Here is a 25,764-nt window from a genome sequence, read left to right on the forward strand (position 1 = left end):
TATGAATTGAATGGGCGGCATGATGTAATCATCGCCTAGAACCCTTGATATATAGGGGTTTGTAAGGTGGAGATTAGTGAAATGCTAACTTTTTGCTAACTTTCAGTTTTTGAAACAAATTTACTTCACCAATTAGAGGAGACCTTTCGTAAGTTCACTGAACTTATGGGAGGTCTTTTCTTCGATATTTTTTGTCATATGAGCGTAAATGTTCATCGTCGTGTTGATGTCTGAATGCCCTAATCTTAGATATGTATATTAATTAGCTCTTTGAACACAAAAAACATCTATCCATGCTTGGAAATGAGATAGATGCTTTAGCAAAAAGTATTGAAGAATCTAAGATTATCCGATCAATTCCCGGTATCGGTGAAAAAATCGCAACCACGATTATTTCTGAAATTGGGGGAATTGAAAGGTTTAATCACCCTAAGAAACTAGTCGCATTTGCCGGTCTTGATCCAAGTGTATTTGAATCTGGCAAATTCAAAGGTACTTACAATCGAATTATCAAAAGAGGCTCTAGCAGATTACGACAAGCTTTGTATATGGCTGATATATGTTCTATCTTGACTGTCGCAAATAGAAAACAACGATGAAACCCTTCCTCATAATAAGAGATTACGAGAGTTTTATGATAAGAAATGAGAAGAAGGAAAACCTTTTAGAGTAGCTGTGATAAGCTTGTGCAAACAAACTCTTACATTGGATTTATGCACTTTTAATAAACAAAACCTTTTCGAAAATATTGTAAGTTCAATATCTCGGTTTAATTATGAATCATTTCTTTCTTAAGCAATTCTTCCATAATTTTAAGGACGTCACTACGTAATTCTTCGTGTTGCAATGCAAACTCAATTGTAGTTTTTACAAACCCTAATTTCTCACCAACATCAAACCTATTTCCGTAGAAATCATAAGCGTAGACCCTTTGCATCTCATTCAACTTTTGAATAGCGTCTGTCAATTGGATTTCCCCACCGGCACCTGTTTCTTGGTTTTCCAAGAACTCAAATATTTCAGGTGTTAAGACATAACGTCCCATTATTGCTAAATTAGATGGTGCAGTCCCTTGCATTGGCTTTTCAACAAAATTACTCACTTGATAACGTCTACCTTCTATAGTAGAAGGATCAATAACTCCATAACGATGTGTCTCATTGTGTGGTACTTTTTGTACTCCTATAATAGAAGAGCCTGTTTGTTCATATTGATTAATCAATTGACGTACACATGGAGTATCACTTTGAACAATATCATCACCTAAAAGCACGGCAAATGGTTCGTCTCCAATGAAATTACGTGCACACCAAACAGCATGTCCTAGTCCTTTTGGCTCTTTTTGTCGTATATAGTGAATATTCGCAAGATCTGAAGGATAACGTACTTTATCTAGAACGTCTAATTTTCCTTTTTCTAGTAAGTTCCGTTCGAGTTCTGGAGCATTATCGAAGTGGTCTTCTATTGCGCGCTTCCCTTTACCCGTAACAATAATAATATCTTCGATTCCTGATGCCACCGCTTCTTCAATAATGTATTGAATTGTTGGTTTATCTACAATTGGTAACATTTCCTTTGGCATAGCTTTCGTAGCTGGTAAAAATCTAGTACCTAACCCTGCTGCTGGAATTATTGCTTTTTTTACTTTTTTCAAATTTAATTCCCCCGATTATTTTATTTATCTAAGAACACAACAAAAATCTAATAAAAAAACACATGAATTTATGAGTTCCTTTATTAGATATCCGTTTATTGATCCATTTTACCTACTATACTATAATATGTAATTTTTATGTCATAATCAATTAACATTTTTGTAACGTTTTTAACATGGGATTCTTCATTTTATATACCTTTGCTGGAAACAGGGATGTCATCCATTCATATATAGGCTTACTGTCTTAAAGTAAAAATGATTTTGAATATATTGAGACCTTTCAAGAAGATCCGTTTTTTCCTTTAGCACTAGATATTTAGTGGTTCCTTCTTGTGCGACATTTACGCCCTTCAGCTAGTCTTTTTCCTCTATTCTCTATTTCTTTCTCATTCCATACACTAAGTTGTCTTTTTCATTATTATTTTTATTGATTCACATCTGTAATAATCGTGTTTTCTAAAATTTCACCATTGCTGGACAAATTGTCCACCTGAATACTGTTTTTCTCAGGGCTAGTTATAATTTTATTTTCTTTGATAGTAAATCCTTTTGTATATTGAATAAACAGCCCCATTTTACCAAAATTCGAGAGATTATTTTGCGTTACTTCAATATTATTTGTATATCCTTTATGTTGATAGTTTTTATCAGGTTCGTCTACTAATAATCCATCAGTCACAATATTTTCCAACGTATTTTTACTGATCGTTACATTACTAGCAAATCCCAAATATATTCCGAGATAGGCATTGGAGATCCTATTGTTTGAAATATATACATCATCTACCCAGTTGAGATAAATGTTAGGCCTTTGATTACCACCAAGTTGATGATTAAAGACGTTATCAGATATAATAACGGACTCTATTTTTGCAATAGTTGAATGGTTAGGCCAACCCTCACCATATATATTCTCTCTACGAGTATTTTCAAATGTGTTTTTCGATATCGTCGTATGACTACCTGATTGTGGTAGTCCAGTTTGAATACCATCAGACGTTTTCGAAGATTCCCCTTTTCCATTAGGGTTAGAAAGGGCTATCCCTCTGTTACCATCTAAAAAAGTATTGTTTTGGATGGTAGTATCTTTCCATTTAAAGTTACGAATCGCTACGAAGGTAATTCCTCTAAATATGTTATCGTGTATCTTAATATCCGTGCTGAATTTGTTGTGGACAGAACCATGGTTTCCAATTCCTACTGGCCAAGCAATTGTGCCCTTCGTTCCACTAGCACCAAAGTAACAGTTGCGAATTGTGACATTTTTGGAAGGTGTTCCATCATACTCTCCATATTGACTAAAACCCAATTTAGTATGCTCAGAAACTTGGATAGCTTCTGAATAAAAGCGGGAGTGGTCAGGTGTTGTGTCCTTAAATCCCAAAAATTCGCTATTTTCTATTACGACATTTTTGGAAGCGTTTAAATCAATAGCATGACCACTGGCTATATCTCTAACTTCTATATTTCTTATGGTAATATTTTTACCTCTTGCAATTCCAATAGCATTGAACGGGTCTGGGTAGTTTGTGATATTGCCATCCCAGATTCCACCCTCTATAGTAATATTGCCATGTCCATTATAATCCGTGTACATAGCCCCAGCGTCACCATTGACCATAATTGTATTGTCATGACTACGCAATAGCACAGCACCGTCTTCTAGAACTAAATGAGTATTTTTATATATACGTAACGTATTTGTAAGTTTATATGTTCCTTTTGGAATGAAAATCTTGATCGGCGTATTGCTTGTCTTAGCCAAGTCTAAGGTTTCTTGAATTACTTTCGTATCGTTATGAATACGATCCCCTTTTGCACCCAAAGCTTGTACATTGAAGACAGATTTAGACGACTCATTGTCTTTCAATGATTCGATGCCTTCGAGAATAATAAAAAAGGCAAAAATAAAACAGATGATGATAAAAGTTACTTTTATTGGTTTGTTTATTACACGTTGTTTTTTGTTCATTTGAAAGATAATTCCTTTTGTCAGTAGTTTGATAGTAACATATCAGCTAAAACACTTATTTTTTAACAATCTTTATTTCGAATAGTTTACCATTTTGAGATAAGTATAAATTAAGCTTCTGTGGTTCAATGTAATAAACGGATGTATATGGTTCTAATTTCATCTTTCAACTATATTCCCTATCCTTACGTAATTACAAACAAAAAATCCTTATGGTTTGTAACTAGATGGTATGATATACTCAATTTTGTTTAAAATATTAGGTTATTGTAAAAAATATATGAATTTTATGTAAAATTATCGCAAAATACATTATACAATTGGGAATTGGTTCATGCAAAAAACAAACTCCTCTTTTTACAAATGAATACTTCCCAAAAGATATGATTTTCTTACGGATTTTATCAAAACTTAATAAGTTTGGAGACTAGGAATTCTATTAACACTCATGATCCGTGACTGTTAAAAGTTTTTTTCACAAACAACAGAACCTTGTGAGTTAAAAACTCATTATATTTTTTGATTTGAGAGGTGCAACATGAAGGTTTTAGAATTATTATGGCTTCCAAAGGAACAGTCAGAGTGTTCTTTGTTTGATATCAAGTACCAAGGTGAAATATTAAACATCACATTGAAAACAGATGAAATGGTAAAAGAAGGAACAGTGTCTTTCACATTAATCGAGAGATCATCACAACAGGTTTTGAAGTTTCCAGTAAACGAGTACGGAGAAACCGATATTTTAAGTATAGATATTTCTATAGATAATTATATTAACTACCTTACAACGGGAATCTGGGATGCTTATCTACAAAATGAAAAAGAAGGAACTATAAGTAAATTTCGGGTCAAAAATAAACTTACAGAATCCATTGAATTACCCCCTTTTTATTTAACAAACTCAAATATTTCGTTAGTTCCTTATTCCACCATTAAAGGGAATTTATCTTTTAAATGCGAGGAAAGTAAAGCTATCCTCAAGATAGAAAATTTTGCCCTTGAAGAAAACGGTAGTTTAATGTTAAGTGGATATTTTTTAGTTCCCTCATGGAGTGTAGAGAAGGCTAAAGATGTAAGGAAGCAGCTTATTCTTCGTTCAGGGAATAATGAACTAAATATGGATATTCATAATGTGGCGCGTCAGGATGTTTCAACATTTTTCGGACGAACAGACAATAAGTATGATTGGACAGGGTTCGATATTCATCTTGACTTCTCCAAAAATTCTTATGAGTTATTAGATGAAAAATCAACAGACCTCCATATTAAAATGACCTTTAAGAATCAAGAGATGATTCTACCGATTGTGATTTCACCGACAATAGATTTCAATAAAACAGCCGTTTTCCAGTCTTCTGACGGGATTAAGAATATTTACATTAATATAGATGAAGAGAGTCATAGAATTGCTTTATTAGTGACTAAAGAAAACTTACAGGCTGAAGTTGACGCAATATATTCCGAAAATGGAGAAATCACCTTGTTAGGCAGTGTCATTTCACGTGATAAGGCCAAGAGAGTTTCCCATAACAACACCGATATTGTTGTGAAGGAACGTCAGTCTGGTGAAGAATACCACTTCGGTGTTGAAATCTATCAGTCTTGTTTTACTCACACATTCAAAGTAAAAGAACTTTTAGAAAAGGGCATTTTCACAGCCGGAGTTTGGGATTTATACCTTTTGATAGAAGGACAAATGTATCGTTTAGTGACCCGTTTGGATGGCATTATGAATAAACAAAAGTTAGTCTCAATACCCCAACAGATGTTCTCTAATAAAGAAGGGAAAATCCTATCTATAAAGCCGTATTATACCCTTCATGAAGAAGTGTCTATATTTTCTAGAGACTCTCTTGCCGTAAAGTCAATTGAAAAAGTTGCAATAGAAAAAGGGATTCTTTCTATAGTTGGAAAGCTAAATATCCAACCGCCTAATCTCGACTTCCCTACAACTAACATAGGTAAACTAACGATTAAAGGGAAATTTGGTAAAACCTACGATTTCCCAGCTACATGGCAAACAGAAAAGACGGGAAAAACTAATCTTGAGTTCCAATTTATAGCATCCGTAGATTTAGTTAACCAAGGACTTACGGAATTAAGCGATTCCTTGCTCAAGGATATAAACTTTGACCTAATTCAGTGTGAAATTTTTCACGAATTAGGTATCATCCCATTTACCATGAATATTGATCCAGCTAAGGTAATCGTAACCTTAGAGGATCGTTTAAGACAATCAAGTAAGTATAAAGGACTACTGACTAAATGGGGCCTTCGCTTTTATAAGGCTTGTAATAAAATTCTTCCTATTAAAAAGAAGAATGTCGTCTTCCAAAGTTTTCATGGAAAAAGCTATTCTTGTAGTCCAAAAGCCATCTACGAAGAAATGCTTGAGCAAAAACGGAATATCAAACCTATATGGGTCTTAAATAATCTTAAACAAGAAGTGCCTGGGAATCCAATTCTAGTACGACCACATTCCCTCAAATATTATTATTATATGGCTACTTCTAAATATTTCGTAAATAACGGAAACTTCCCTGACTTTTATGAAAAAAGAGAAAAGACAGTACATCTTCAAACATGGCATGGTACACCATTGAAAAAGCTCGGATTTGATATCGACCCTAACTCTCCATCCTATGCAGAAAATACATCCCCTCAGATATGCAGACGAAATGCAAGGTGGGATTATCTAATAGGACCAAATGAGTACACATCAACCATATTAAAGAGAGCGTTCAAATTCGAAAAGCAGATGTTAGATGTTGGATACCCTCGTAATGATATTTTCTATAAACCAAACCTTGAAGGGAAAGCAGTGCAAATTAAGGAAAGACTTAATATTCCAACAAACAAAAAGGTTATCCTGTATGCTCCTACATGGAGAGACTATGATTTTCATAACGGAAATCAACATAAGCCATATGAATTTAAATTCAACTTAAATAGTTTCAAAGAACATTTCGGAGAAGAATATGTCTTACTGCTTCGATTACATTACCGGGATGCTACCCGTATTAAGATTGAAGGATTTGAAGACTTTATCTACAATGTTTCAAGTTATGACGATATTCAAGAATTGTACTTAATTTCTGACTTGTTAATTACAGATTATTCATCTGTCATGTTCGATTTTGCAAATATAAACAGACCGATCATTTTCTTCACCTATGATTTATCACGTTACGGTTCTCAGGTTCGTGGTTTCTATATGGACTTTCAGACGGAAGCTCCAGGACCGATAGTCCTTAATGAACAGCAGCTCTTTCATGCAATTGAAAATGTTAACAAAGTAGAGAAATTATATAATCAGAGATACAAAAGTTTCAGAGAGAAATTCTGCCATTTAGAAGACGGAAAAGCCTCTAAAAGAACAATAGAAACTTTATTTAAAAATGAATAGAATTGGGGTGACCGTTGTGAAAATTCGATTCTTAGTGTTTGATATTTATGGAATGGGTGGCACAGTACGGACTGTTCTAAATGTGACGAACTATTTAGCTCAATCTGGTTACGATGTAGAAATCATTAGTGTCTTTCGATATCGTAAAGTACCCTTTTTTGAAATTGATCCCAGAATCAAAATTATTGTCCTTCACGATGTAGCAAGCAGAAGAAAAGATGATACAAGCTTAAAAACAAAAACAGCTAATAAGTTAACTAAAATGAAAAGCAGACTTATTCATCCTGATGACGAGGGGTATCATTTCTTTTCGTTACTGACAGATATAAAGTTGTATAACTTTCTAAAAACGATTAGTTCAGGGATTTTAGTCACCACAAGGCCAAGCTTCAACATCTTTGCTAGTAAATATGCGAATAAAGAGGTTCGTATTATTGGACAAGAGCATTTAAATTTCTCCATCTATCCTGAAAACATGAAGAAATCCATTTTAAAACATTATGGTAAGCTGGATTATTTGGCCACATTAACAGATGAGGATACAATGGACTACACACAACTTCTAAAAGGTGGAAAAGTGAAAGTAAAGAAAATCACCAACTCTATTCCAAATTTACAAGGTGTGATATCTCCTTTGGATTCCAAGACTATCATTGCAGCTGGTCGTTTAGTGCCACAAAAAGGATTCGATCTATTAATTGAGGCATTCAAAATTGTAAATCAACAATATCCAGATTGGAAGCTGAAAATTTTTGGAGATGGCCGTGAGAAAAACAACCTTCAAGATCTAATTACAAAGTATAAACTTTATAATCATGTTATTTTAATGGGATCAACCCAGCATATTGATATAGAACTGTCTAAAGCTTCTATTTATGCATTAAGCTCCAGGTTTGAAGGATTTGGAATGGTCATAGTAGAGGCTATGCAATGTGGTGTGCCAGTAGTGAGCTTTGATTGTCCGAAGGGACCGAGTGAAATCATTGCTCAAAATGAAGATGGGGTACTCGTAGAAGATGGAAATGTAGAGAAATTTGCAGAGTCCTTAATGGAACTAATGGGTAATGCAGACAAAAGGAAATATTTCGCAAAAAACGGCATTAATAATGTTAAGCGTTACGAAATAGAGAACATCGGGAAAATATGGGAAGAAACAATCAACGAAAATTTATACAACACGAATAATCAACCAGTAAATTCCTTAGTTTAAACAAAGTATTCTTATTCTATTATTAAGGAGGATAATATGAGTGTTTTAGTAACTAATTTGGGATACAGCAATGGGGTATTATCCCTGAATGGTAAAGCAGAAGCTGCATTAGAAGATAACTATTTCCTTTGTATTAGAAGAAGGGAAATAGAACATGGATTAGAATATCCAGAAGAATATACATTTCCACTCATGATTAACGGTAGTGAATTTGGTTTTCATAAAGACATGAACGATTTACTGCAAGGAATTTACCTAGATAACGGAATGATTTGGGACTTGTTTTTATTGTCTGGGGATAATTATTTCAAACTGGAAGCAAATACTTCACTAACATTAGACAGAAGTGACTACGTAAGCTTAGATAATAAGCTTTTTAAATTAAAACCATACATTACTGGGGAAAACGGCGTATCATTATATATATTGAAAAATGAGATTACAGCAACTATTGGTCATGCCACTTTTAATGAGGGTGTCTTCAATTTATCAGTTCAGTTGAGCAATTCAGCCATTTCGGATTATAAGGATTGGAATCGCTATTCCATTCGATTAAAGATTAAAAAAAGAGAGCAAGAACACCTTTTCGAGTATTACGAATCTATGGTGTTTGACTCTCTTTCAGAAGTAAATCCATTAGATTTCTCTCTAAATATTAATGATATATTTGAGAACTATAACTTGAATAAGAATCTTATATGGGACCTATTTATCGAATTAAGAAGTAAAGATGGGTTAATAGTTGAATCTCCATTGATGTGCTCAAGCGGAAATAAAGGACTTTTTAATTTCAATTATTTTAAGTTTGCCCATAATGATTTATATAGAATCAAGCCATATGTTACTGGTAAGAATTCCATTTCCCTGTTTATAAGATCAAACGAACTAAAAATAAACCTTTCGCAGCTCAAATTTGAAAACAATAGTGTACAGCTTACTGGGACAGTTTCTTCTCATGAATATGATATATGGAATTTCAATGAATTCGAATCATATATAGTTTTCAAAAAGCGGTATACGGTTGGGAAAGAAAATGTGTACTATACAGAAAAAGTAATTGAAATCCCCTTGTTAAACGCCCATTTTCAAGCAGAATTATCAATGTCAGAACTTCTACACGAAGAAGTGATCCGTCATGGAGATGTATGGGATATGCTTGTACGTTTAACTACGTTGGATGGTAGAATTACGGATATAGTTGTAAACCCTTCAGAAGAACTTAAAAAAGAGAAATATTCGTACGAAATCATGAGTACGAATCCATCCTTTAAGTTTAAACCGTATGTAAACGGACAAGGTCATTTCTCTTTCTATTTTATAGACTCTAATAAACATCAGCATGATGCAGTGAAAGTTGCGGTATTAGGCTCATGTTTTAGTCGAAATCCTTTCAATTCGACAAGTTATTTTAATCCAAGTTATAAGAAGAATTACAGTTGCGTGTTGACGCAATTCCATTCATCTATTGTTAGCATGGTTTCTACCCCTAGGGAAATAGATATTGATAAGATGGATGATGTAACGGCATACAACAAGTATTTTATTCAAAATGACTTTGAGAAGAACTTCTTTGATCAGGTAAGCGAATTGAAGCCTGATTACTTGATCATCGATTTATACGCAGATGCTGCACGAGACCTAATTAAAATAAATGATGACACATATGTTAGTGCAAGTCTTGCTTTAAGACAAAGCAAGTACTTTAAGGAATTCATGAATTATGAAGTCGTTACACATGCCAATAATGAAGCCTACTTTGCCTTATGGAAGGAAGCCATGATTCAATTTGCAGAAAGGATTAAGGAATACCTTCCTGAAGATCGAATCATCCTTAATGTTGGAGGTTTCACTTCCCAATATTTTGATGCAGATGGATCCATCAAGAAGTTCCCACGGGCGCATATCATTCAAAGAAACAATTATTTCTGGGATAAGCTTAATTCTTGGTTCTTACAATGCATCCCGGGCTGTAAGGTAATTAGCTTAAAAGATACAAAGTATATAGGACAACATGATCATCCATTCGGGAACACGTTCTCCCACTATCAGTCAGGTTATTACAAAGAGTTCATGAATAGATTGAATAAGCTTGTAATGAAAGATATACAAAGCGAGAGACACCAACAAGGAAAGGAACTATTGGTGTAATACAGCTATCGTTTTTGTGGAGTGAACCCTTTCAATGGGAAAGTATTGAAAGGGCAACAATTTATTCAGCCTGAGTCCTGAATTCATAAGGACTCAGGCTATTTAATTTTTCTGGATACGGCGTAAACGTTCAATGGTTCATCATGATAAAATATTCTAACTTGAATAAAATTATTATTAATTATGAAAAAATAAGGAGTATATTATTCAGCAAAACCAGCCTATAGTTGTCAACATTTTTCAACAAAAGATTTAAAACTTACGGATATACTAAAAATGAGTATGCCAAATAACCTTCCAAATACTACGTTTGGAAGGTTTTGGTTCACTTGGTTAAAGCTGAACTTATAATAAGATCGGGCGCGTTTGTGAAATAAGTCAATAGCTTCTTACTAAGGATCAGTTTAATTCGTTTAGGTCAACCATCGGTATTGGAAAGCTAATAATCGGAATCATTTTGGGTCCTGCTGTTTTGGGCTGGTTGAATAATAATGAGTTTATTCATTATTTTTCAGGGATCGGTGTTTTATTACTTATGTTTATAGCAGGTCTAGAAACAGACCTAGAACAATTAAAGAAAAACTGGAAATCTGCCTTTGCAGTTGCGGTTCTCGGTATTCTTTTACCTTTCCTTGGAGGCTTTGGTGTTGGTGAATTGTTTGGTTTAAGTATGGAGTATTCCCTTTTTATAGGTGTTCTTCTAAGTGCAACTTCAGTGAGTATTACTGTACAAGTTCTAAAGGATATGAACAAACTAAACTCTCGTGAAGGAAGTACCATTCTGGGTGCAGCAGTTGTTGACGACGTTCTTGTAGTAATAATATTAGCAGTGATGCTAAGCTTTTTAGGAACTGGTGAGGAAATATCATTAGGTTTATTAATAGGTAAAAAGTTAATATTTTTCCTAGTGGCTATACTTGCAGGATGGTTAGTCGTACCGAGGATTCTAAGCTGGCTATCTAAATTAAAGGTTACAGAACCCACAATGTCCATTGCACTTGTAATATGTACTGATATATCTCCAGCAATTTTTGTGAAAAATAAAATTAAAACTAAATAAAAAATAAACTCCAATATGGTTTTCCTCCCAATAAATGATTGGTTGTCGACACCAGCAAACCTATTGTAATCGTTAGAATATCGGTCGTCAATATAGCCTTTAAACGCATGAAAATAGGTTTTAATGGCTTCTAAATGTGAAATTAATACTAGATTACGCATAAGTGTTTTTAGTTGATTATAAAGGGTTTTAAATGGGTTTTAGTTATGGCGTTTTTTCGATGATTTAAGAATAAACTCAAAATTTGAAGTCTTATGGAATTTTCTTTGGTAGCAAAAATTAATTTAGGTATAAGAAGAACACCAGTTCGTATATAATGAATGAAAGGGAGGGATCTTTCTAATGGGTACAATTCGTGATAGAGGAATCATTAAATGGCAAGCAGCATTGATGTTACCAGAACATAAAGCATTAAATAAAAAAAAGGATAAGGACGATTATTTCTTAAATAAAAAACCTATTCTTGATGAATACCAGGTTGAAGAAAACAACATTCATTATGCAATGGAAGTTATCGTTAATATGTCTTCAGTGTCAGGAATGGAGGGAAAAGGAAGGAAGCTGAAAGCCAGCAAGGTCAAAAAGCAACTGAAACTCACTTGTTACAAAATAGTGGGTTTGCAAGAGGTTATTTCCGAAAGTATAAAAGTAAAAGCGGGAAACCATGAATTATCAATGGTTTTCCCGCTTTTTATCATTTTATATTTGAGTTACATATAATCATAAACAGAGTCATCAAAATAGAGCCAGTGATAATATTCAATCTGTGAATCTGTCATCTTGGAAATGTCTTTCTCATTGAATTTTTGTTGCTCAATTAATTTCTGCACTTTGGATTTTCTTTCTACTTGGCTCATCTTAAATCCTCCTTATAGTATGAGAAGTAACGAAGTATTTAAATATTGAAAACGCTTTCTTTTTTTCTTGTTTTTATTATATATCTCAATGTCAGATTAAACAAATATCAAATATAGATGATTTTTAAGGAAATAATATAGAAATGTTATTTATCTATTTACTTTGAAGCAGTTAAAGAGGCAAGGTCGAATTCCCAAAGCCTGAGTTTTGTTAAAATATCAAGCCCAAGTTTCTGGAAAAGGGAGTTACTTCCTTTTGCGGGAAATAACTCCGATGATTTTTGGTTTTCACTTTTAAATAAGGAAAAATGTCAAAGAACCAATTCCAGGTAATGCAGCCAATACTGCCTGAAAACGCATCTCGGGCTTACTATCTGAATATCATCTTCTGAGAGATCGATAAAATCTAGTTTCTTTTTTACTTCACCATCTTGATAAAAAGCAAATGTTAACGAATTTTGTTTTAGGCCAAGTTTTGAAGTATCTTCTTTAGCATGATAAATATTTAAATCAATGTTTTTTACTTTAGTTACACGTTCAATTTCCTTATAATGCAGTTTGAATTCAATGTAAGGATTTTTTCATTTTCATGATAATCTTTTCTCCTTCCGATATAATATAGGATTAGGTTTAGGCTTCCTCTTGTAATAGGGGGGGCTTTTTCAGGTTCTTCATACCAGTTATTTATAAGAATTTAATTGAAAATGCTCACCTATTTGCTCACCTGACATTGAAATATTATGACACTTTGTGAAGTTATCTTAGATGGCTTTAACTAAAAGTGTTGATATTATTACCTTGTTACTTCCTATTAAATTATTAATTGAATGGGCGGGCATGATGCATCGCTAAATCCCTTAATATAGGGGTTTAACGGGAGATTCAGTCATGAGTGCTCACCAAACATGTGAATATTTTTAAAGTTGAAGGCCTCCCACAGTTTACTGTGGGAGGCCTTTTCTTTATATATGAATTCGTTATTTCCTAATGGTTGTTGATTTTTTAATTCCTACTACAGCTTCAATCAATAGTGAAGTGTAGGTATGCCTAAGTAAGTGTGGAGTAATGTTCTTTTCCATTCCTGCTTTTTTTCGGAAGCCGTTTAAGCTGGGTATCAACTATTCGGTGCTTCTATGACATGTTAACAGGGCTTCATCAATCTTAATCGTATGTAAAGAACCCTTTGTTTTTGGTGTTAAAAGTTGCCCATTTTAAGGGGAATGATCGTTGATTCTTGAACCGGTATAGGGAATACAAGATTTCTACCAGGGAAGCATCGCTAAAAATACGGGAATTATGAAATGTAAATTATATCGTTTCACTTTTGGGACGAGAGGATTTACTAAATATATTAGTATAAAGTTAGAAGTACGGAAACACTTACCCTAACCCCATTGTTAAAAGGAGTTTGACCACAATTGAAATTATTAGAGTTAGAGAAGTTGCAATTGCACTTTGGGTATTATAATAGTAGGAGATGAATTTAATGGAAGAGTTAGTAGATGAATTTAAAAAGATGAAATATCATCAAAAGTTATTACTTACAATTGCTTTGGATAAAGATCCTGAACAATATACTTTTTTTCATTTCATTTTGAATAATGATCTGAGTGAAAAGGATTCAAAGGTAATTTTTGAAATACTTCATGCTTTAGAAGATATAAAGGAAGGGACTTACAAAAAGGGTAAATATGAAGCAGTCATTACTTCATTATTAGGAGATAATCCTTCAGTATCCATGGATATCTTTGAAAAGGCATTGTTACATGTGAATATTGATGTGAACCCTATTTATCTAATTAAATCCTTGAGAAATCAATATCTTCAAGTTGATTTATGTAATTACCTCTTGGAACAATAAAGTATGATATTTTCAACCCCTTTTCCTATAGTTGCACTGACCTAAAAATGAGAAAAGTAAAACACTTTTCGTTGAAAAGTAGGTATTGAATATCAGCCAATCAATGTGAAGGTGTTTTTTCTATGGGAAAAAATGCAATGTAGTTAAATAATTCTAAAAGGATTTGACGTTATAATAATTTTTTTGTATAGGGTAGCTTTTTATCCATAGAGGGTGGCTCATCCACGTACCCATTTTTTTATAATTTTCATAATAATGATGAATTGCGTATAATGAGGTTATGGAAGGGTATACATACATTTAAATCAATACGAATTGAAAGAATGGTTATCATTCTATTCTATAAGCAAATAATCTATCAAAGGTGAAATGATTATGATAGCTAGTCTTATGAAGTCTTGGACAATATGGATGAAAATTGGAGTGATTTTATTCGGGGTATTCTTACTATCGTGGTTGGGTCCTGACGAAATTGGTCTTACTGATTTGCTTATTTCATTAAGAGAAGGTGAAGAAACAGGAAATCAGTTAATGCTTGCGGTTTTTTTGCTAGTGTCTTTAAATACAGTTTTAGCTTTGTTTCATTATATTGGTGCACTACTGTTGGGTGACGAAATCGCTGCTCGTTTAAACCGTCCATGGTTAAAAATCATCATTCCTCTTATTGTTATTCCTCTCGATTATATCGTGATAAATGCTTATTATTCTTTAACATACTCATTTAGCGCATATGCTTTGTTATTGTTGTTAGCCATCTTATTATTGCAAGCCTTTGAAAAGGATAGGCTAAAGCCAATTATTAAAACGATTATTTGTTCTCAATTAATCTTTGGGATTGAATGGCTGAATGAGATTCCTTCTTTATCCCAATATGGATTTGGCCAAGGGTCGATTTCAAAGGAATTAACAGGTATAGCGGTTCAAATTGGATTCGAGCAATCTTTAACATTGTACAGTTTAACTTTGTGTTTAATTTTCGTTATTAATGCTGTTATTTTAGCTGTGTACTTTTCATTGGCTGAACAAAAGTGGCGGATAAAGCAAGAGCTTCATTATGCGCAGTTAGAAGCAATGCAGTCAAGATCAGGACGGGAAGCACTATATCTGGTCCATGATTTAAAAACGCCTCTTACAACAATTGAGGGGCTAAATTCTTTAATTAGTATGAAAGTGGACGATTCTAAAATTAAAGAATATTGCCAAAGGATTTCAGCATCGATTCTTTCCGTTAGCGACATGATTTCCGAGATTTTATATGATGATAAAAAACATTGGTGCCGTATAAAAGATTTAGTTGAATATGTCGAAGCAAGCAGACTGAGCGGGACAAATCTTAATCTGAAGGTAGACTTTCAAACAGATCCTGAAATTAAAATTTTCATTAATAAAATCCGAATGACAAGGGCATTAGTGAATTTAATTGACAATGCTTATGATGCAGTGAATGGAATAGAAGATGGAAAGATTTTGCTTAAGGTAAAAACCTATGAAAATGAACTTTGGTTGGGCGTATCAGATAATGGGAAAGGGATTTCACCTAAAGAGCAGGAGAAAATATGGAAAGCTGGGTTCAGTACAAAATCGCATCCAGGCATGGGATTAGCTTTCGTACGACAAGTTGCTGAAGGACATGGTGCATCGGTGGAAATTGATAGCAAGCTTGGGCACGGGACAATATTTTGGATTAAACTAGCTGAGGGGAGTGTGTCAAGATGAACATTTTAGTCATAGATGATGATACATCAATTCAATATATGCTAAGTGAAATTTGTGAATTTGCCGGCTGGAATGTAGATACGGCTAACAACGGAAAAGAAGGGTTAAATGTATTTGCAGAAAAAGGAGCAGATGTTGTTTTAGTTGATTATCATATGCCGGAAATGGACGGAATAAAAACAGTGGGTGAGCTTCGTAAACTTAATGCCGATGTTCCGATTCTTGTATTAACAGTCGATGAACGACAGGAAATTGCTGATCGCTTTCTTGAAGCAGGCGCAACGGATTTTGCCTTAAAGCCTGTAAAAGCACCTGATTTGATTTCAAGAATTCAACTGCATGCCCGCCTAGCAAAATTAACCCAATCAGCTCCGCAGCAAAAATCCAGTGAAGAAAAGGATGTATTTGTAACAAAGGGAATTAGTAAGAGAACACTTCGTCACGTTAGTGATTTTCTACATTCTAATCGCGAGCCTTTTTCTGTTGATACAATTTCTAAAGAAGTTGGATTGGCTTATCCGACCGTTTATCGCTATATTATGCATTTACTTGATGAAGGGAAAGTGGAAACTATTGTGAGTTATCAAAAAATAGGAAGACCCAAAAATTTATATCAATGGATTGTTGACTAAGAAACTGCCTTAATACAAGGCAGTTTTTTATTATGATGGGGGGGCTCCGTTGCTGCACAGACCGTTAATGCAACAAGACTTTTTTTCTTTTTTTTCTGTATTTTTATATTTTCTGATAATATAAAATTATTTTACAACACTAAAGATTCTTTAAAATATAAATGCCTTCATTGAATGTCTTTATAAGTTAATGCTCATGTAGATTTTGCTATCAGATTCTTTTTGCACCAGAGTAAAGATTAAAAATGTAAACGCTTACTGATGGTGAGTTGGATGGCATGAGTGGCCATCATTGTACCAATCAATTGTTCTATTAAAATAAAGACCATGCAATTATTTTGTGAATGTAACGATTGGTGGTTAACCATATTGAGGAGGACTTTATTATGCAAGCACTATTAAAAGAAGAAGTTCAGCAGCCAAACCAGTCCAGGAAAAAGCATCCTCCAGGACTGTATATGCTGTTCGCTACTGAGGCATGGGAGCGCTTCAGCTATTACGGAATGAGGGCAATCCTTGTTCTTTACTTAACAGCAACGGTTGTAAACGGAGGGCTTGGAGTCGACAAATCTGCGGCTATGGGCATATACGGATTTTTTACTGGTGCCGTTTATATTACGCCAATGATTGGCGGATACTTGACTGACCGTTTCATAGGAAGAAGATTGGCGATCACGATAGGCGGTATTTTAATGGCGCTTGGTAACTTTTCGCTATTCGCAAGTCAGAGTTTGACAGCGCTTTACATTGGTCTTGGTTTACTGATTATCGGTAATGGTTTCTTCAAGCCAAACATCTCGACAATTGTTGGTGATCTTTATGAAGACAATGATCCGCGTCGTGATGGGGCTTTTACCATCTTCTATATGGGTATTAACGTTGGGGCTTTCTTCGCACCGTTAGTAGTCGGGCTTATGAGCTATAAATATGGGTTCTTGACAGCAGCAATTGGCATGATTGTAGGACAGTTAGTTTTCAACTTATTAGGCAATCGCTATTTAGGTGATATCGGTAAAGAACCTACTGGCAAACCGGATGTCACAGCTGGTAAAAAATCAGCTGCACCGTTAACGAAAAGAGAACAAAAACGTACAACGGCAATCGTTATTTTGGCGGTCTTCGTCATTGCGTTCTGGGCCGCTTTCGAGCAGGCAGGAAGTTCATTGACATTGTATGCTAATGACCAAATTGATCGGAATGTATTCGGTTTTGAGGTTCCAACTGCCTGGTTCCAATCATTGAACCCATTATTCAACGTGATTTTAGCGCCAATTATGTCTGCTTTATGGTACAAGCTTGGCAGCTCAAAACGCGGTGACTTAAAAACCCCAACGAAGATGGCTCTTGGTTTAGTCACTGTTGGTTTAGGTTTCTTAGTACTGCTTCCTGCCGTTATGTACACAGGAAACGATACAGCGCTGAAAGTGAACATCCTGTTCATGATTGTTACGTATTTCCTTCATACATTAGCCGAACTAATGATTTCACCAGTTGGTTTGTCAATGGTAAGCAAAATTGCTCCAATCAAGCTAGCCTCTCTTCTAATGGGAGTATGGCTGGCAAGTTCCGCGGTGGCCAATATGGTAGCCGGTCAATTAGCTGCATATACGCAGTCTTTAGGTTACCTGGAAATCTTCAGTGTGATTGGTTTCGTAACAATTGGTTTAGGTATTGTATTGTTGTTTCTTTCGAAGCCAGTAGCAAAGCTGATGAAATAATGAGAAATGGAGCTCGACCCAAAAGGCATATAATTGGCCATTTGGGTCGAGCTTTTTATAGTGTGAAAAAATAAGCTGGTGAGAGAAGGAATCTCCACAACGACCCAAACCAGAATGGAACGATTCTCTGAAGTTTTATTTCTTTTTGCTTAATCTTGTTGTGTTTCGCATTTTCACGAGTCTTTCATCAATTTGAATGGTACGGAATGCTAATATGAGAAGTGATAATAAACACTTAGGTGGATTAATGGACTTGGTTTCAATAATCTGCCATCCACTTTTAGTAGAAAAGGACTCAGAGCTGGTTATGTAAAAGAGCCTATGAATTTAGGATGGGATTCTACTCTTTATTGACCACTTCGAAAGAAAATATGAACAAAGTTATTCTAGAAAGCCTGCGTTGATAGAATATCATGTATTTAGTGTTGGAAATCATCGAACGTTACGGGCCATATTAGTGGGTGCTGACTATAATAGAGCTAGAGTATACACCTATAAATTACAATCTATCAAGAATGACAATTATAAGAGGGTTCAATCTAACTAAAGTGATAATACGAAATTTAATGTGAGTGTGTAACTTGCAACAAAAAAGGGGGAATCTTGAGGATAAGGCTGGGGAGATAGAGGCCATGCAAGAGAAGGCAGGTAAGCAAATAGATGATCTAATCCTATATGGAAACAGAAGAAAGGAAAAGGAAATCATATCGCTATCCCTAACGACTTCTAGATAGGCTATACTTATCTAGACAGAAAATTTAAGGTCAGGTAGACTACAGATACAACTAGTTATAGAAAAGAGGTCCGATATGCGACGCGATATACAACTGAATGAACGAGCTTTCTCTTCCAAGGAAGTGGCAGAAGAAGTGGGGATTGCAACTCCCACTGTTCGAAAGTATGGTCAAATCTTAGAACGGAATGGATATGAGTTTTTGAAAGATGGAGATCGACGTATCTTTGTTAAATCTGACATCGGAGCGCTTATAGCGCTACGCGATACGGACAAGCCCCTAGACGATACAGCTAAAGACCTTGTATATCAACAAAAAGAAAGATTAGAAGGATCCAATGAAACACACATAGCGATACCCGATACATATGAAAATTCACCCCACGACCCCAATCAATTAAACGAGGTCTTAATGTTTTTAGTCAATGAACTCGCAGCCACACGTGAAATGAATGTCCAACTGACAAACGATATGTCACAGCTTAAAACAAAGGTTTCCCGGCTCCAGCAAGATCATCATGTTATAAGTTCTAGTATTGGAAATTCAGCGCAAAGAACTAATTCTAAAATTGAACAATTAACTGAACAACAAAATACCCATTACGAAACATTGCTGGAACAAGAAAAACAAAAAAGTGAACTCTTACAAAAAGAAATACAAAATATGCGGGAAGAACAGAAAAAAGAATGGAGTTCACAAAATGACTTTAATAAACGTTTAGAAGAGGCTCTACAAAAACGTACCGAAAAATGGCGGGGGCTTTTCTCCATATTCAGAAAATAAGGTGACTGTTAAGGTTTTTTGCCTAGCTGTGTATTGATTTGTTATTGATGAAGAAACATTTGATAAGTATTTTTTAAATAAATAATGATGGATAAAAGCATTGAGATGCGAATCCACAAAACATTAAAAAATTCATCGTACCATATATGATTCGCGTAGCTGAAAAACAGAATGAAGAAAGAATATTTAAAATTTACAGGATTTGGAATCTGTTATGTAAGAGCTCGGCGATTCCAATGTATCGGACGTTCAACCAAAGGCAAGCGAAGGCTCAATTGAAATTCATTGGAGATTTGTTTAAGCGATATGCATCTAAAACAAAATACACAATTTGAAGCAAGAAATAAAGGCATGTTTGATAAAAAGGGGGCTGAGGAGGTTGAAAACATGCATTCAAAAACAAAAGTCATCCTTAATAGAGGTGCTCTAGACAGGGATTGATCGGCTCTTTTTTTCTGTGTTGCGTATCGCTGGGCGATATAGCTTGCAAATAAATTCGAATCTTTAGGTTTAATAGAAAAGTGACGTTTGATGGAAACATGATATACATCCGAATGAACGAGTATTCTTTTCTTAGGGAGTGGAAGAAGAAGTGGGAAGCACACACCCACTGTTCAAAAGTATGGAAAACTTAGAACGAAACGGATATGAGTTTTTTAGATGTGGTTGCCTATCTTTATTCAATCTGACATCGAAGCGCACATAGCGTTATACGATACGCGATAAGGGCAAATCCCTGGAGGGTACAGCTAAAGATCTTATGTACAAAAAGATAGATTAGAAGGAACCGATGAAACAGAGATAGCGATACCCGGTATAATGACAACTTAACCCATAATTCCAAACAAATAAATGAGATTTTAAATGTTTTAACCAATGAACAACTCGCAGCTACGCCTGAAATGAACAATCCACTGACAAACGATATGGCTCAGCTTAAAACAACGGTTTCCCAGCTCCAGCAAGATCTATGTCCTCAATAGTATTCCTCAAGAAAGGGGCTTGTTTCGTATCGGTGTGCGATATAACATGAAAATATTCAATGAACCTTCATCTTTAATAGAAAGGAAGGTCCGATATGCGACAGGATATACATCCGATTGAATGAGCATCGTATTCCAAGAAAGTGGTAAATACGTGGAGATGCAAAATCATTGTTCGAAAGTATGTTTAAAACTTAGAGCGAAACGGAAAGTGATTGTGAAGATATGTAAAAACGCACACCTTCGTTCAATCCGATATCAAAACGCTTAAAGTGTTACACGATACGGGCAGCCCCCTAAACGATATAGCTAAAGACCCTTGTAACAAGAAAAAGTAAGATTAGAAGGCACCAATGAGACAGAGATAGCGATACCCGATACATATGACAATTTAGTCCATGTTCTCATTCAATTAAAAGAGAGCTTAATTTTCAACCAATAAACTCGCAGCTACGCGTGAAATGAACATTTAACTGACAAACGATATGTCATAGCTTAAAACTGAACAACAAAAAAACCATTAAGAAACATTACTTCAATAAGAAAAAGGTTTCATTACTTTTTTTTAGTCTCTTTGACTATATTGAGATGTTAATAACAATTAAACCGAGGTAATCAAACCAATAGTAGAAATTCCTTTGTTCCAACTATTCAGAATCACTATTTTCAAATTTCAACAATTTCCCGAGAAATAACTACAAATTCTGAGTAGATATCGACAAAATTAGAAGGTTCTAAAAGATGTAGTAAAACATTGGTGAAAATTATGACCAATTGAGTTTTTTAACAAGGAATTCAGATAGGAAGCGTGGTTGATTGGGTTAAAAACTTGATTGAAAACGTTTATGGGTATTGAGCATGGGGAAGTAGACGAACTATATCTCTTTTGAATGAAAGCGTATGTGTTGGAGAAGAACACACCTTTCAGGACTAAAGAAATATAAAGGGGTGAATGAGGGACAACCTACGATAGTACTGAAGGCAGCTAAATTGCCGCGAGTAGCGACCTGTGATGACTCGTACATCACAACAAGACCTAGAAACGAGTCAAAGAAAACAAGGAAGGCCGAAGACAAAAGGAGTCCCAAGGCCAGGGATACTTATGTCTTGTAGCGAAGCCAAGACCACGCAGGCCAAACAATGATAGCGTTTTATAGGGAAATAAGAGCCGTCTAAGTAAATTAAGGAAGGCAGCTAGATCCCCTCGAGTAGCAACCTATGCTAGTTACAAGTACTATGCAATCTCTAATTGGTCTAGAAAATCAACTATAAAAAACGTCAAGCTTAGCACCTTAAACAGGTGCTTTTTTATGTGCATACTTAATAAACACTCCTTTTAAAAGGAGTGCCTTCTTGTTATACAATTTCAGAGTAATAACTATCTGATAATTCACTAAAATCTACATACTAAAGCTATCTAAACCTTGTTGGGTCAAAGTAACAGAAACAATTGCCCAATTTTGAAGCTTTTTTCGAAGTGGACAAGCAATAACTTAATCGTTTTCTTTGTCCTTGGGTTTGAAAAAAGAAATACAAATTTTCTGGGGGAAGGAGGAGAACATCAATTCCTAGAATCATTCTAAGTAAAAGGGTTTGTTAAAATTTAGATTAAAATGAATGACCCTAAGGCGGCTTTCCCTTTACTTGCATCTATTGCTTCGGTTATTTTGCATGAGTTTGATATGAAACCCATCGTTGTAGATGTATTAGGAGTAATTAAAAACAGTTGGAGTTAACCTCAGAAAAAAACTCACCCCCGAAACTTGATGTCTGGAGGTGAATTTTACGGATTTAGAAAATGTATTTGAAGCTTTTGGAAGTTGGATATTTAAATCTAAAACTTAGTCTACTGTGAAATTATTTTTTATAGGTTCAATGATTAAGGGACTGAAATGTTCCTTCTTCTTTTTGTATTGTTCGATTATCTTTTCATTATTTAGTTCAATTTCCTGGATCCCTTCCATAATATCGAGAGCTAGTGTATCGGAATCGGTTGAAACGACTAAATTCTCCAGCCCAAGGGACTGAAACAAATCAAATACTTTAAATCTGTAACCGAGGGCGATACAGGGGACATTTCCTGCTAAGGAAAGGATATTGGCGTGAAGTTTAAAGTTAATGCTCAAACTGCAGACAGAGAGTTTTTCAATAAGCTCTTCCTCTGAGTATAATGATGGATCATAAGTCACATTCAAGGGGTCATTCAAGTTATCGTAAAGTCGTTTGGAGGCTTCCCGGTCACTGCCCCAGAACACGTACAATAAAATTTTATAACCCGACTTTATTAATTTTTTGGATACTTGTAGTAGCGCATTTTCAATAGCAGCTTCATCCTGGCCGTACAATCGGTTGAATGTTGTAACCCAGTTTATTGCTGCTATTTTTTCCTTTTTCCTAATCACTGTGGGCGGGTTAAGCAAGATCCCGGGATCTCCAATCAGAAGTGGAGTGTGGACTGTTTACAGCTGTACTCCGTTTTCCATTACTGGAGACACATTTAATACCTTGTTACTTCCTATTAAGTTGAATGGATGGCATGAAGTAATCATCGCTTGAATCCGTAAAATAGGGGTTTGTAAGGTGGAGATTAGTGAAATGCTAACTTTCAGTTTTGAATCACACTTATTTCACCATAGTGGAGACCTTTCGTAAGTTCACTGAACTTATGGGAGGTCTTTTCTTTGATATTTTTATGTTCTTCGTAATGGGAACTATAGTAGGGCTTTAAAATTCCATATCTAGAACAGGGAAAAGGAATATGGACGGTTCCCAGGAATTAACGCTTTATACGATGACTATTTGTATGAAGTGATTGATGAATATAATCAGGGTCATAACTTTGTTTTTATTAAACTGCTGGCGAAAGTCCAGGGACGTGAGGGAATATCATAATAATCATTCAAGAATTTAAAGAAAAAACGAAATCCATACCATATATGTTTCGGCATTCTCAGCAAGAGCGTTTGGGACATTCACAAATCTATACAACGATTAAATGTCCACCTTCCGATGTCTTCTACGTATAAATAATTATTCTAGAATAATATTATCGGCTTTATACTCTTATAAGGTTAAGAGGATTGCAACTGATGATTGTGTTATCAAAAAACAGGTGAATGATGATTATTTCTTCACGACGGAATGTTTTGGTCAAGTTCCTTACTTTCACGAACAATACCGGTTTTAAAAGGGGGCGAACGTGTGAATATTCGGAGCAGCATCATCATTTATGGCTGAAAAGGATATTGGGGTTCTACGTATCTACATATGATTTCTTATAAACATATTTATATTTTTCGAGAGTTTCGACATTATATTGACAATAATATAGTTACTCATTACAATTGAAAATAATTCTCAATATGATACAGGGGGCACCAATGTGATGTCAAAACGAAGAAACAGCAAACAAGTGTTATTAATATCGGCAATCGTTTTAATTTTATCAACGCTTTTACTTGGATGTACAAATGAATCAAAAGAAAATTCAACTTCAAACAAAGACAGTAAGGACATGCTTACTTTGGCTTGGCCGAGGGATATAGGTGAAATGAATCCGCATGTCTATAATCCTTCTCAATTATTCGCTACATCAATGATATATGAACCTTTGGTCAGCTACCAAGATGGAGGTAAGCTGAAACCGCATTTAGCTGAATCTTGGGAAATTTCCAAGGATGGGAAGGAATATACGTTCAACCTCCGTCAAGATGTGAAATTTTCTGACGGTACGAGCTTTAATGCTGAAATTGTGAAAAAGAACTTTGATACTATATTGAAAAATGTTGATTTACATAGTTGGTTGGGCTTTATTACGAAAGTGGATCGAACGGAAGTAATCGACCAAAACACATTTAAACTAACATTAAAGGAGCCATATTATCCTACTATTCAAGAGTTAGCCGTTGTTCGTCCAGTCCGATTCTTAGGTGATGCTGGATTCCCTAAAGATGGTGACACTTCTAAAGGTGTTACAAAACCAGTCGGTACAGGGCCGTGGATTTTGGAAGAACATAAAGCAGATGAATATGCTATTTTCAAACGCAATGAAAATTATTGGGGTGAACTCCCTAAAGTTAAGAAAATCAAAGTCAAGATCATTCCTGATGCGGAAACCCGTGTTCTTGCTTTCGAAAAAGGTGACCTGGACCTAATTTATGGTGAAGGTGCTATCAGTCTGGATGCTTTTAAACAATTAGAAACAACAGGTAACTATGAGACTAGTATTTCTGATCCGGTTGCGACAAGACAACTAGTTATGAATACGAAGAAAGAACAACTTTCTGATTTACGTGTTCGTCAAGCGTTACAATATGGATTTAATAAAAAAGCAATGGTTGACGGAGTTACTTCTGGGTTGGAAGAGAAGGCAGATTTCATTTTACCGACAAACTTCCCGTATACTTCAGACATTGATGTAACAGCGATTGATTATAATGTCGAAAAAGCAAAAGCTTTATTAGATGAAGCAGGATGGAAGCTTCCAAAAGGAAAAAACGTTCGTGAGAAAGACGGAAAGCCGCTTGAAATCGAGTTAATGTACGACTCTGCAGAATCGATTCAAAAAGCAATGGCCGAAACATTACAATCCGAGTGGGCGGCACTGGGTGTTAAATTGAATATCGTTGGAGTTGAGCTTACGGTACAAATTGAAAGATTCAAAGCTAATGATTTTGAATTGAATTTCTTTAGTAACTATGGCGCTCCATATGATCCACATACTTTCGTAAATGTCGTTGGTTCGGAAGGATTTGGTTTTAACGAAGCCATTTCATCTTATCCGAACAGAGCTGAGTTGTTAAAACAAATTGCAGATGTTCCTGGAACAACAGATGAAAAAGAACGTCAAGAACTTTACTCAACCATTTTGGAATCACTGCAAGACCAAGGAGCGATTGTGCCTATTTCTTATATTAAGAAAATAGCTGTTTACCAAAAAGATGTATCTAATTTTACATTCCCTGCTAACCGGGATGAACATCCATTCACAGGAATTAGCATCGAGAAGTAAGTTACAGGAGGGTTAT

The 25,764-nt window shown here is 35.0% G+C and carries 15 protein-coding genes and 3 pseudogenes; 13 read left to right on the forward strand and 5 right to left on the reverse strand.

The annotated features are described in order from the left end of the window. Positions 1-132: 132 nt before the first annotated feature. Positions 133-246 (reverse strand): annotated as a pseudogene (locus MKX49_RS28515) (integrase); the annotation flags it as partial. Between MKX49_RS28515 and MKX49_RS27545 the strand changes: the two are divergent. Then, positions 240-754 (forward strand): annotated as a pseudogene (locus MKX49_RS27545) (transposase); the annotation flags it as partial. The pseudogenes MKX49_RS28515 and MKX49_RS27545 sit on opposite strands and share 7 nt — an antisense overlap. A 15-nt stretch (positions 755-769) precedes the next feature. Here the strand turns inward: MKX49_RS27545 and galU are convergent. Beyond that, positions 770-1,654 carry a UTP--glucose-1-phosphate uridylyltransferase GalU gene (galU, locus tag MKX49_RS27550; protein WP_340878366.1) on the reverse strand — a complete coding sequence of 295 codons (885 nt, stop codon included), beginning with the start codon at positions 1,652-1,654 and terminating at the stop codon, positions 770-772. A 427-nt stretch (positions 1,655-2,081) separates the two neighbouring features. Further along, a complete protein-coding gene (locus tag MKX49_RS27555) occupies positions 2,082-3,629 on the reverse strand; it encodes a right-handed parallel beta-helix repeat-containing protein (protein WP_340878368.1) in 1,548 nt (515 codons plus the stop codon). A 538-nt stretch (positions 3,630-4,167) separates the two neighbouring features. On the opposite strand from MKX49_RS27555, the gene MKX49_RS27560 reads away from it, so the two are divergent. The 5 genes and pseudogenes from MKX49_RS27560 (at position 4,168) to MKX49_RS27580 (ending at position 12,173) form a co-directional block, all read left to right on the forward strand. Then, positions 4,168-7,035: a CDP-glycerol glycerophosphotransferase family protein gene (locus tag MKX49_RS27560; RefSeq protein WP_340878369.1), complete on the forward strand. Its 2,868-nt coding sequence runs from the start codon at positions 4,168-4,170 to the stop codon at positions 7,033-7,035. Positions 7,036-7,051: 16 nt separating this feature from the next. Further along, positions 7,052-8,245, forward strand: a complete 1,194-nt coding sequence (locus tag MKX49_RS27565; RefSeq protein WP_340878370.1) for a glycosyltransferase family 4 protein — start codon at positions 7,052-7,054, stop codon at positions 8,243-8,245. Between the two features lie 36 nt (positions 8,246-8,281). Next, entirely contained in the window at positions 8,282-10,393 is a 2,112-nt protein-coding gene (locus MKX49_RS27570) for a DUF6270 domain-containing protein (RefSeq protein ID WP_340878371.1), read from the forward strand. A gap of 407 nt (positions 10,394-10,800) precedes the next feature. After that, positions 10,801-11,402 (forward strand): annotated as a pseudogene (locus MKX49_RS27575) (cation:proton antiporter domain-containing protein); the annotation flags it as partial. Positions 11,403-11,795: 393 nt separating this feature from the next. Further along, positions 11,796-12,173, forward strand: coding sequence for a hypothetical protein (locus tag MKX49_RS27580; protein WP_340878372.1), 378 nt, complete (start codon positions 11,796-11,798; stop codon positions 12,171-12,173). On the opposite strand, the gene MKX49_RS27585 is transcribed toward MKX49_RS27580, so the two are convergent. Beyond that, the gene (locus tag MKX49_RS27585; protein WP_127777491.1) at positions 12,164-12,310 is read right to left on the reverse strand and encodes a BH0509 family protein; all 147 of its coding nucleotides are present in this window, start codon (positions 12,308-12,310) and stop codon (positions 12,164-12,166) included. The two genes, MKX49_RS27580 and MKX49_RS27585, sit on opposite strands and share 10 nt — an antisense overlap. Before the next feature lie 1,486 nt (positions 12,311-13,796). On the opposite strand from MKX49_RS27585, the gene MKX49_RS27590 reads away from it, so the two are divergent. The 6 genes from MKX49_RS27590 to MKX49_RS27615 all read left to right on the forward strand — a co-directional run bounded on the left by MKX49_RS27590 (position 13,797) and on the right by MKX49_RS27615 (position 19,754). Then, positions 13,797-14,171 carry a DUF1878 family protein gene (locus MKX49_RS27590; protein ID WP_340878376.1) on the forward strand — a complete coding sequence of 125 codons (375 nt, stop codon included), beginning with the start codon at positions 13,797-13,799 and terminating at the stop codon, positions 14,169-14,171. A gap of 375 nt (positions 14,172-14,546) precedes the next feature. Further along, entirely contained in the window at positions 14,547-15,887 is a 1,341-nt protein-coding gene (locus MKX49_RS27595) for a sensor histidine kinase (RefSeq protein ID WP_082162812.1), read from the forward strand. Further along, positions 15,884-16,519 (forward strand): response regulator, encoded by a 636-nt coding sequence (locus MKX49_RS27600; RefSeq protein ID WP_048680388.1) that lies wholly within the window; start codon positions 15,884-15,886, stop codon positions 16,517-16,519. The genes MKX49_RS27595 and MKX49_RS27600 overlap by 4 nt, the downstream gene beginning before the upstream one ends. 386 nt (positions 16,520-16,905) lie before the next feature. Beyond that, positions 16,906-18,237 (forward strand): peptide MFS transporter, encoded by a 1,332-nt coding sequence (locus MKX49_RS27605; protein WP_340878379.1) that lies wholly within the window; start codon positions 16,906-16,908, stop codon positions 18,235-18,237. Between the two features lie 581 nt (positions 18,238-18,818). Next, entirely contained in the window at positions 18,819-18,971 is a 153-nt protein-coding gene (locus tag MKX49_RS27610; protein WP_340878380.1) for a hypothetical protein, read from the forward strand. A gap of 75 nt (positions 18,972-19,046) precedes the next feature. Then, positions 19,047-19,754: a hypothetical protein gene (locus MKX49_RS27615; protein ID WP_323599163.1), complete on the forward strand. Its 708-nt coding sequence runs from the start codon at positions 19,047-19,049 to the stop codon at positions 19,752-19,754. A gap of 2,824 nt (positions 19,755-22,578) precedes the next feature. Here the strand turns inward: MKX49_RS27615 and MKX49_RS27620 are convergent. Then, positions 22,579-23,178: a polysaccharide pyruvyl transferase family protein gene (locus MKX49_RS27620; protein WP_340878623.1), complete on the reverse strand. Its 600-nt coding sequence runs from the start codon at positions 23,176-23,178 to the stop codon at positions 22,579-22,581. A gap of 944 nt (positions 23,179-24,122) precedes the next feature. Between MKX49_RS27620 and nikA the strand changes: the two genes are divergently transcribed. Then, positions 24,123-25,748: a nickel ABC transporter substrate-binding protein gene (nikA, locus tag MKX49_RS27625; protein WP_340878381.1), complete on the forward strand. Its 1,626-nt coding sequence runs from the start codon at positions 24,123-24,125 to the stop codon at positions 25,746-25,748. The last annotated feature ends 16 nt before the right edge of the window (positions 25,749-25,764 follow it).

The organism is Peribacillus sp. FSL M8-0224 (assembly GCF_038003055.1).
Lineage (GTDB): Bacteria > Bacillota > Bacilli > Bacillales > DSM-1321 > Peribacillus > Peribacillus frigoritolerans.

Bases quoted from the DNA above. Each gene is read 5' to 3' on its own strand.
- MKX49_RS27555 (WP_340878368.1), bottom strand. From the start codon at position 3,629: ATGAACAAAAAACAACGTGTAATAAACAAACCAATAAAAGTAACTTTT.
- MKX49_RS27560 (WP_340878369.1), top strand. From the start codon at position 4,168: ATGAAGGTTTTAGAATTATTATGGCTTCCAAAGGAACAGTCAGAGTGT.
- MKX49_RS27570 (WP_340878371.1), top strand. From the start codon at position 8,282: ATGAGTGTTTTAGTAACTAATTTGGGATACAGCAATGGGGTATTATCC.
- MKX49_RS27580 (WP_340878372.1), top strand. From the start codon at position 11,796: ATGGGTACAATTCGTGATAGAGGAATCATTAAATGGCAAGCAGCATTG.
- MKX49_RS27585 (WP_127777491.1), bottom strand. From the start codon at position 12,310: ATGAGCCAAGTAGAAAGAAAATCCAAAGTGCAGAAATTAATTGAGCAA.
- MKX49_RS27590 (WP_340878376.1), top strand. From the start codon at position 13,797: ATGGAAGAGTTAGTAGATGAATTTAAAAAGATGAAATATCATCAAAAG.
- MKX49_RS27595 (WP_082162812.1), top strand. From the start codon at position 14,547: ATGATAGCTAGTCTTATGAAGTCTTGGACAATATGGATGAAAATTGGA.
- MKX49_RS27600 (WP_048680388.1), top strand. From the start codon at position 15,884: ATGAACATTTTAGTCATAGATGATGATACATCAATTCAATATATGCTA.
- MKX49_RS27605 (WP_340878379.1), top strand. From the start codon at position 16,906: ATGCAAGCACTATTAAAAGAAGAAGTTCAGCAGCCAAACCAGTCCAGG.
- MKX49_RS27615 (WP_323599163.1), top strand. From the start codon at position 19,047: ATGCGACGCGATATACAACTGAATGAACGAGCTTTCTCTTCCAAGGAA.
- nikA (WP_340878381.1), top strand. From the start codon at position 24,123: ATGTCAAAACGAAGAAACAGCAAACAAGTGTTATTAATATCGGCAATC.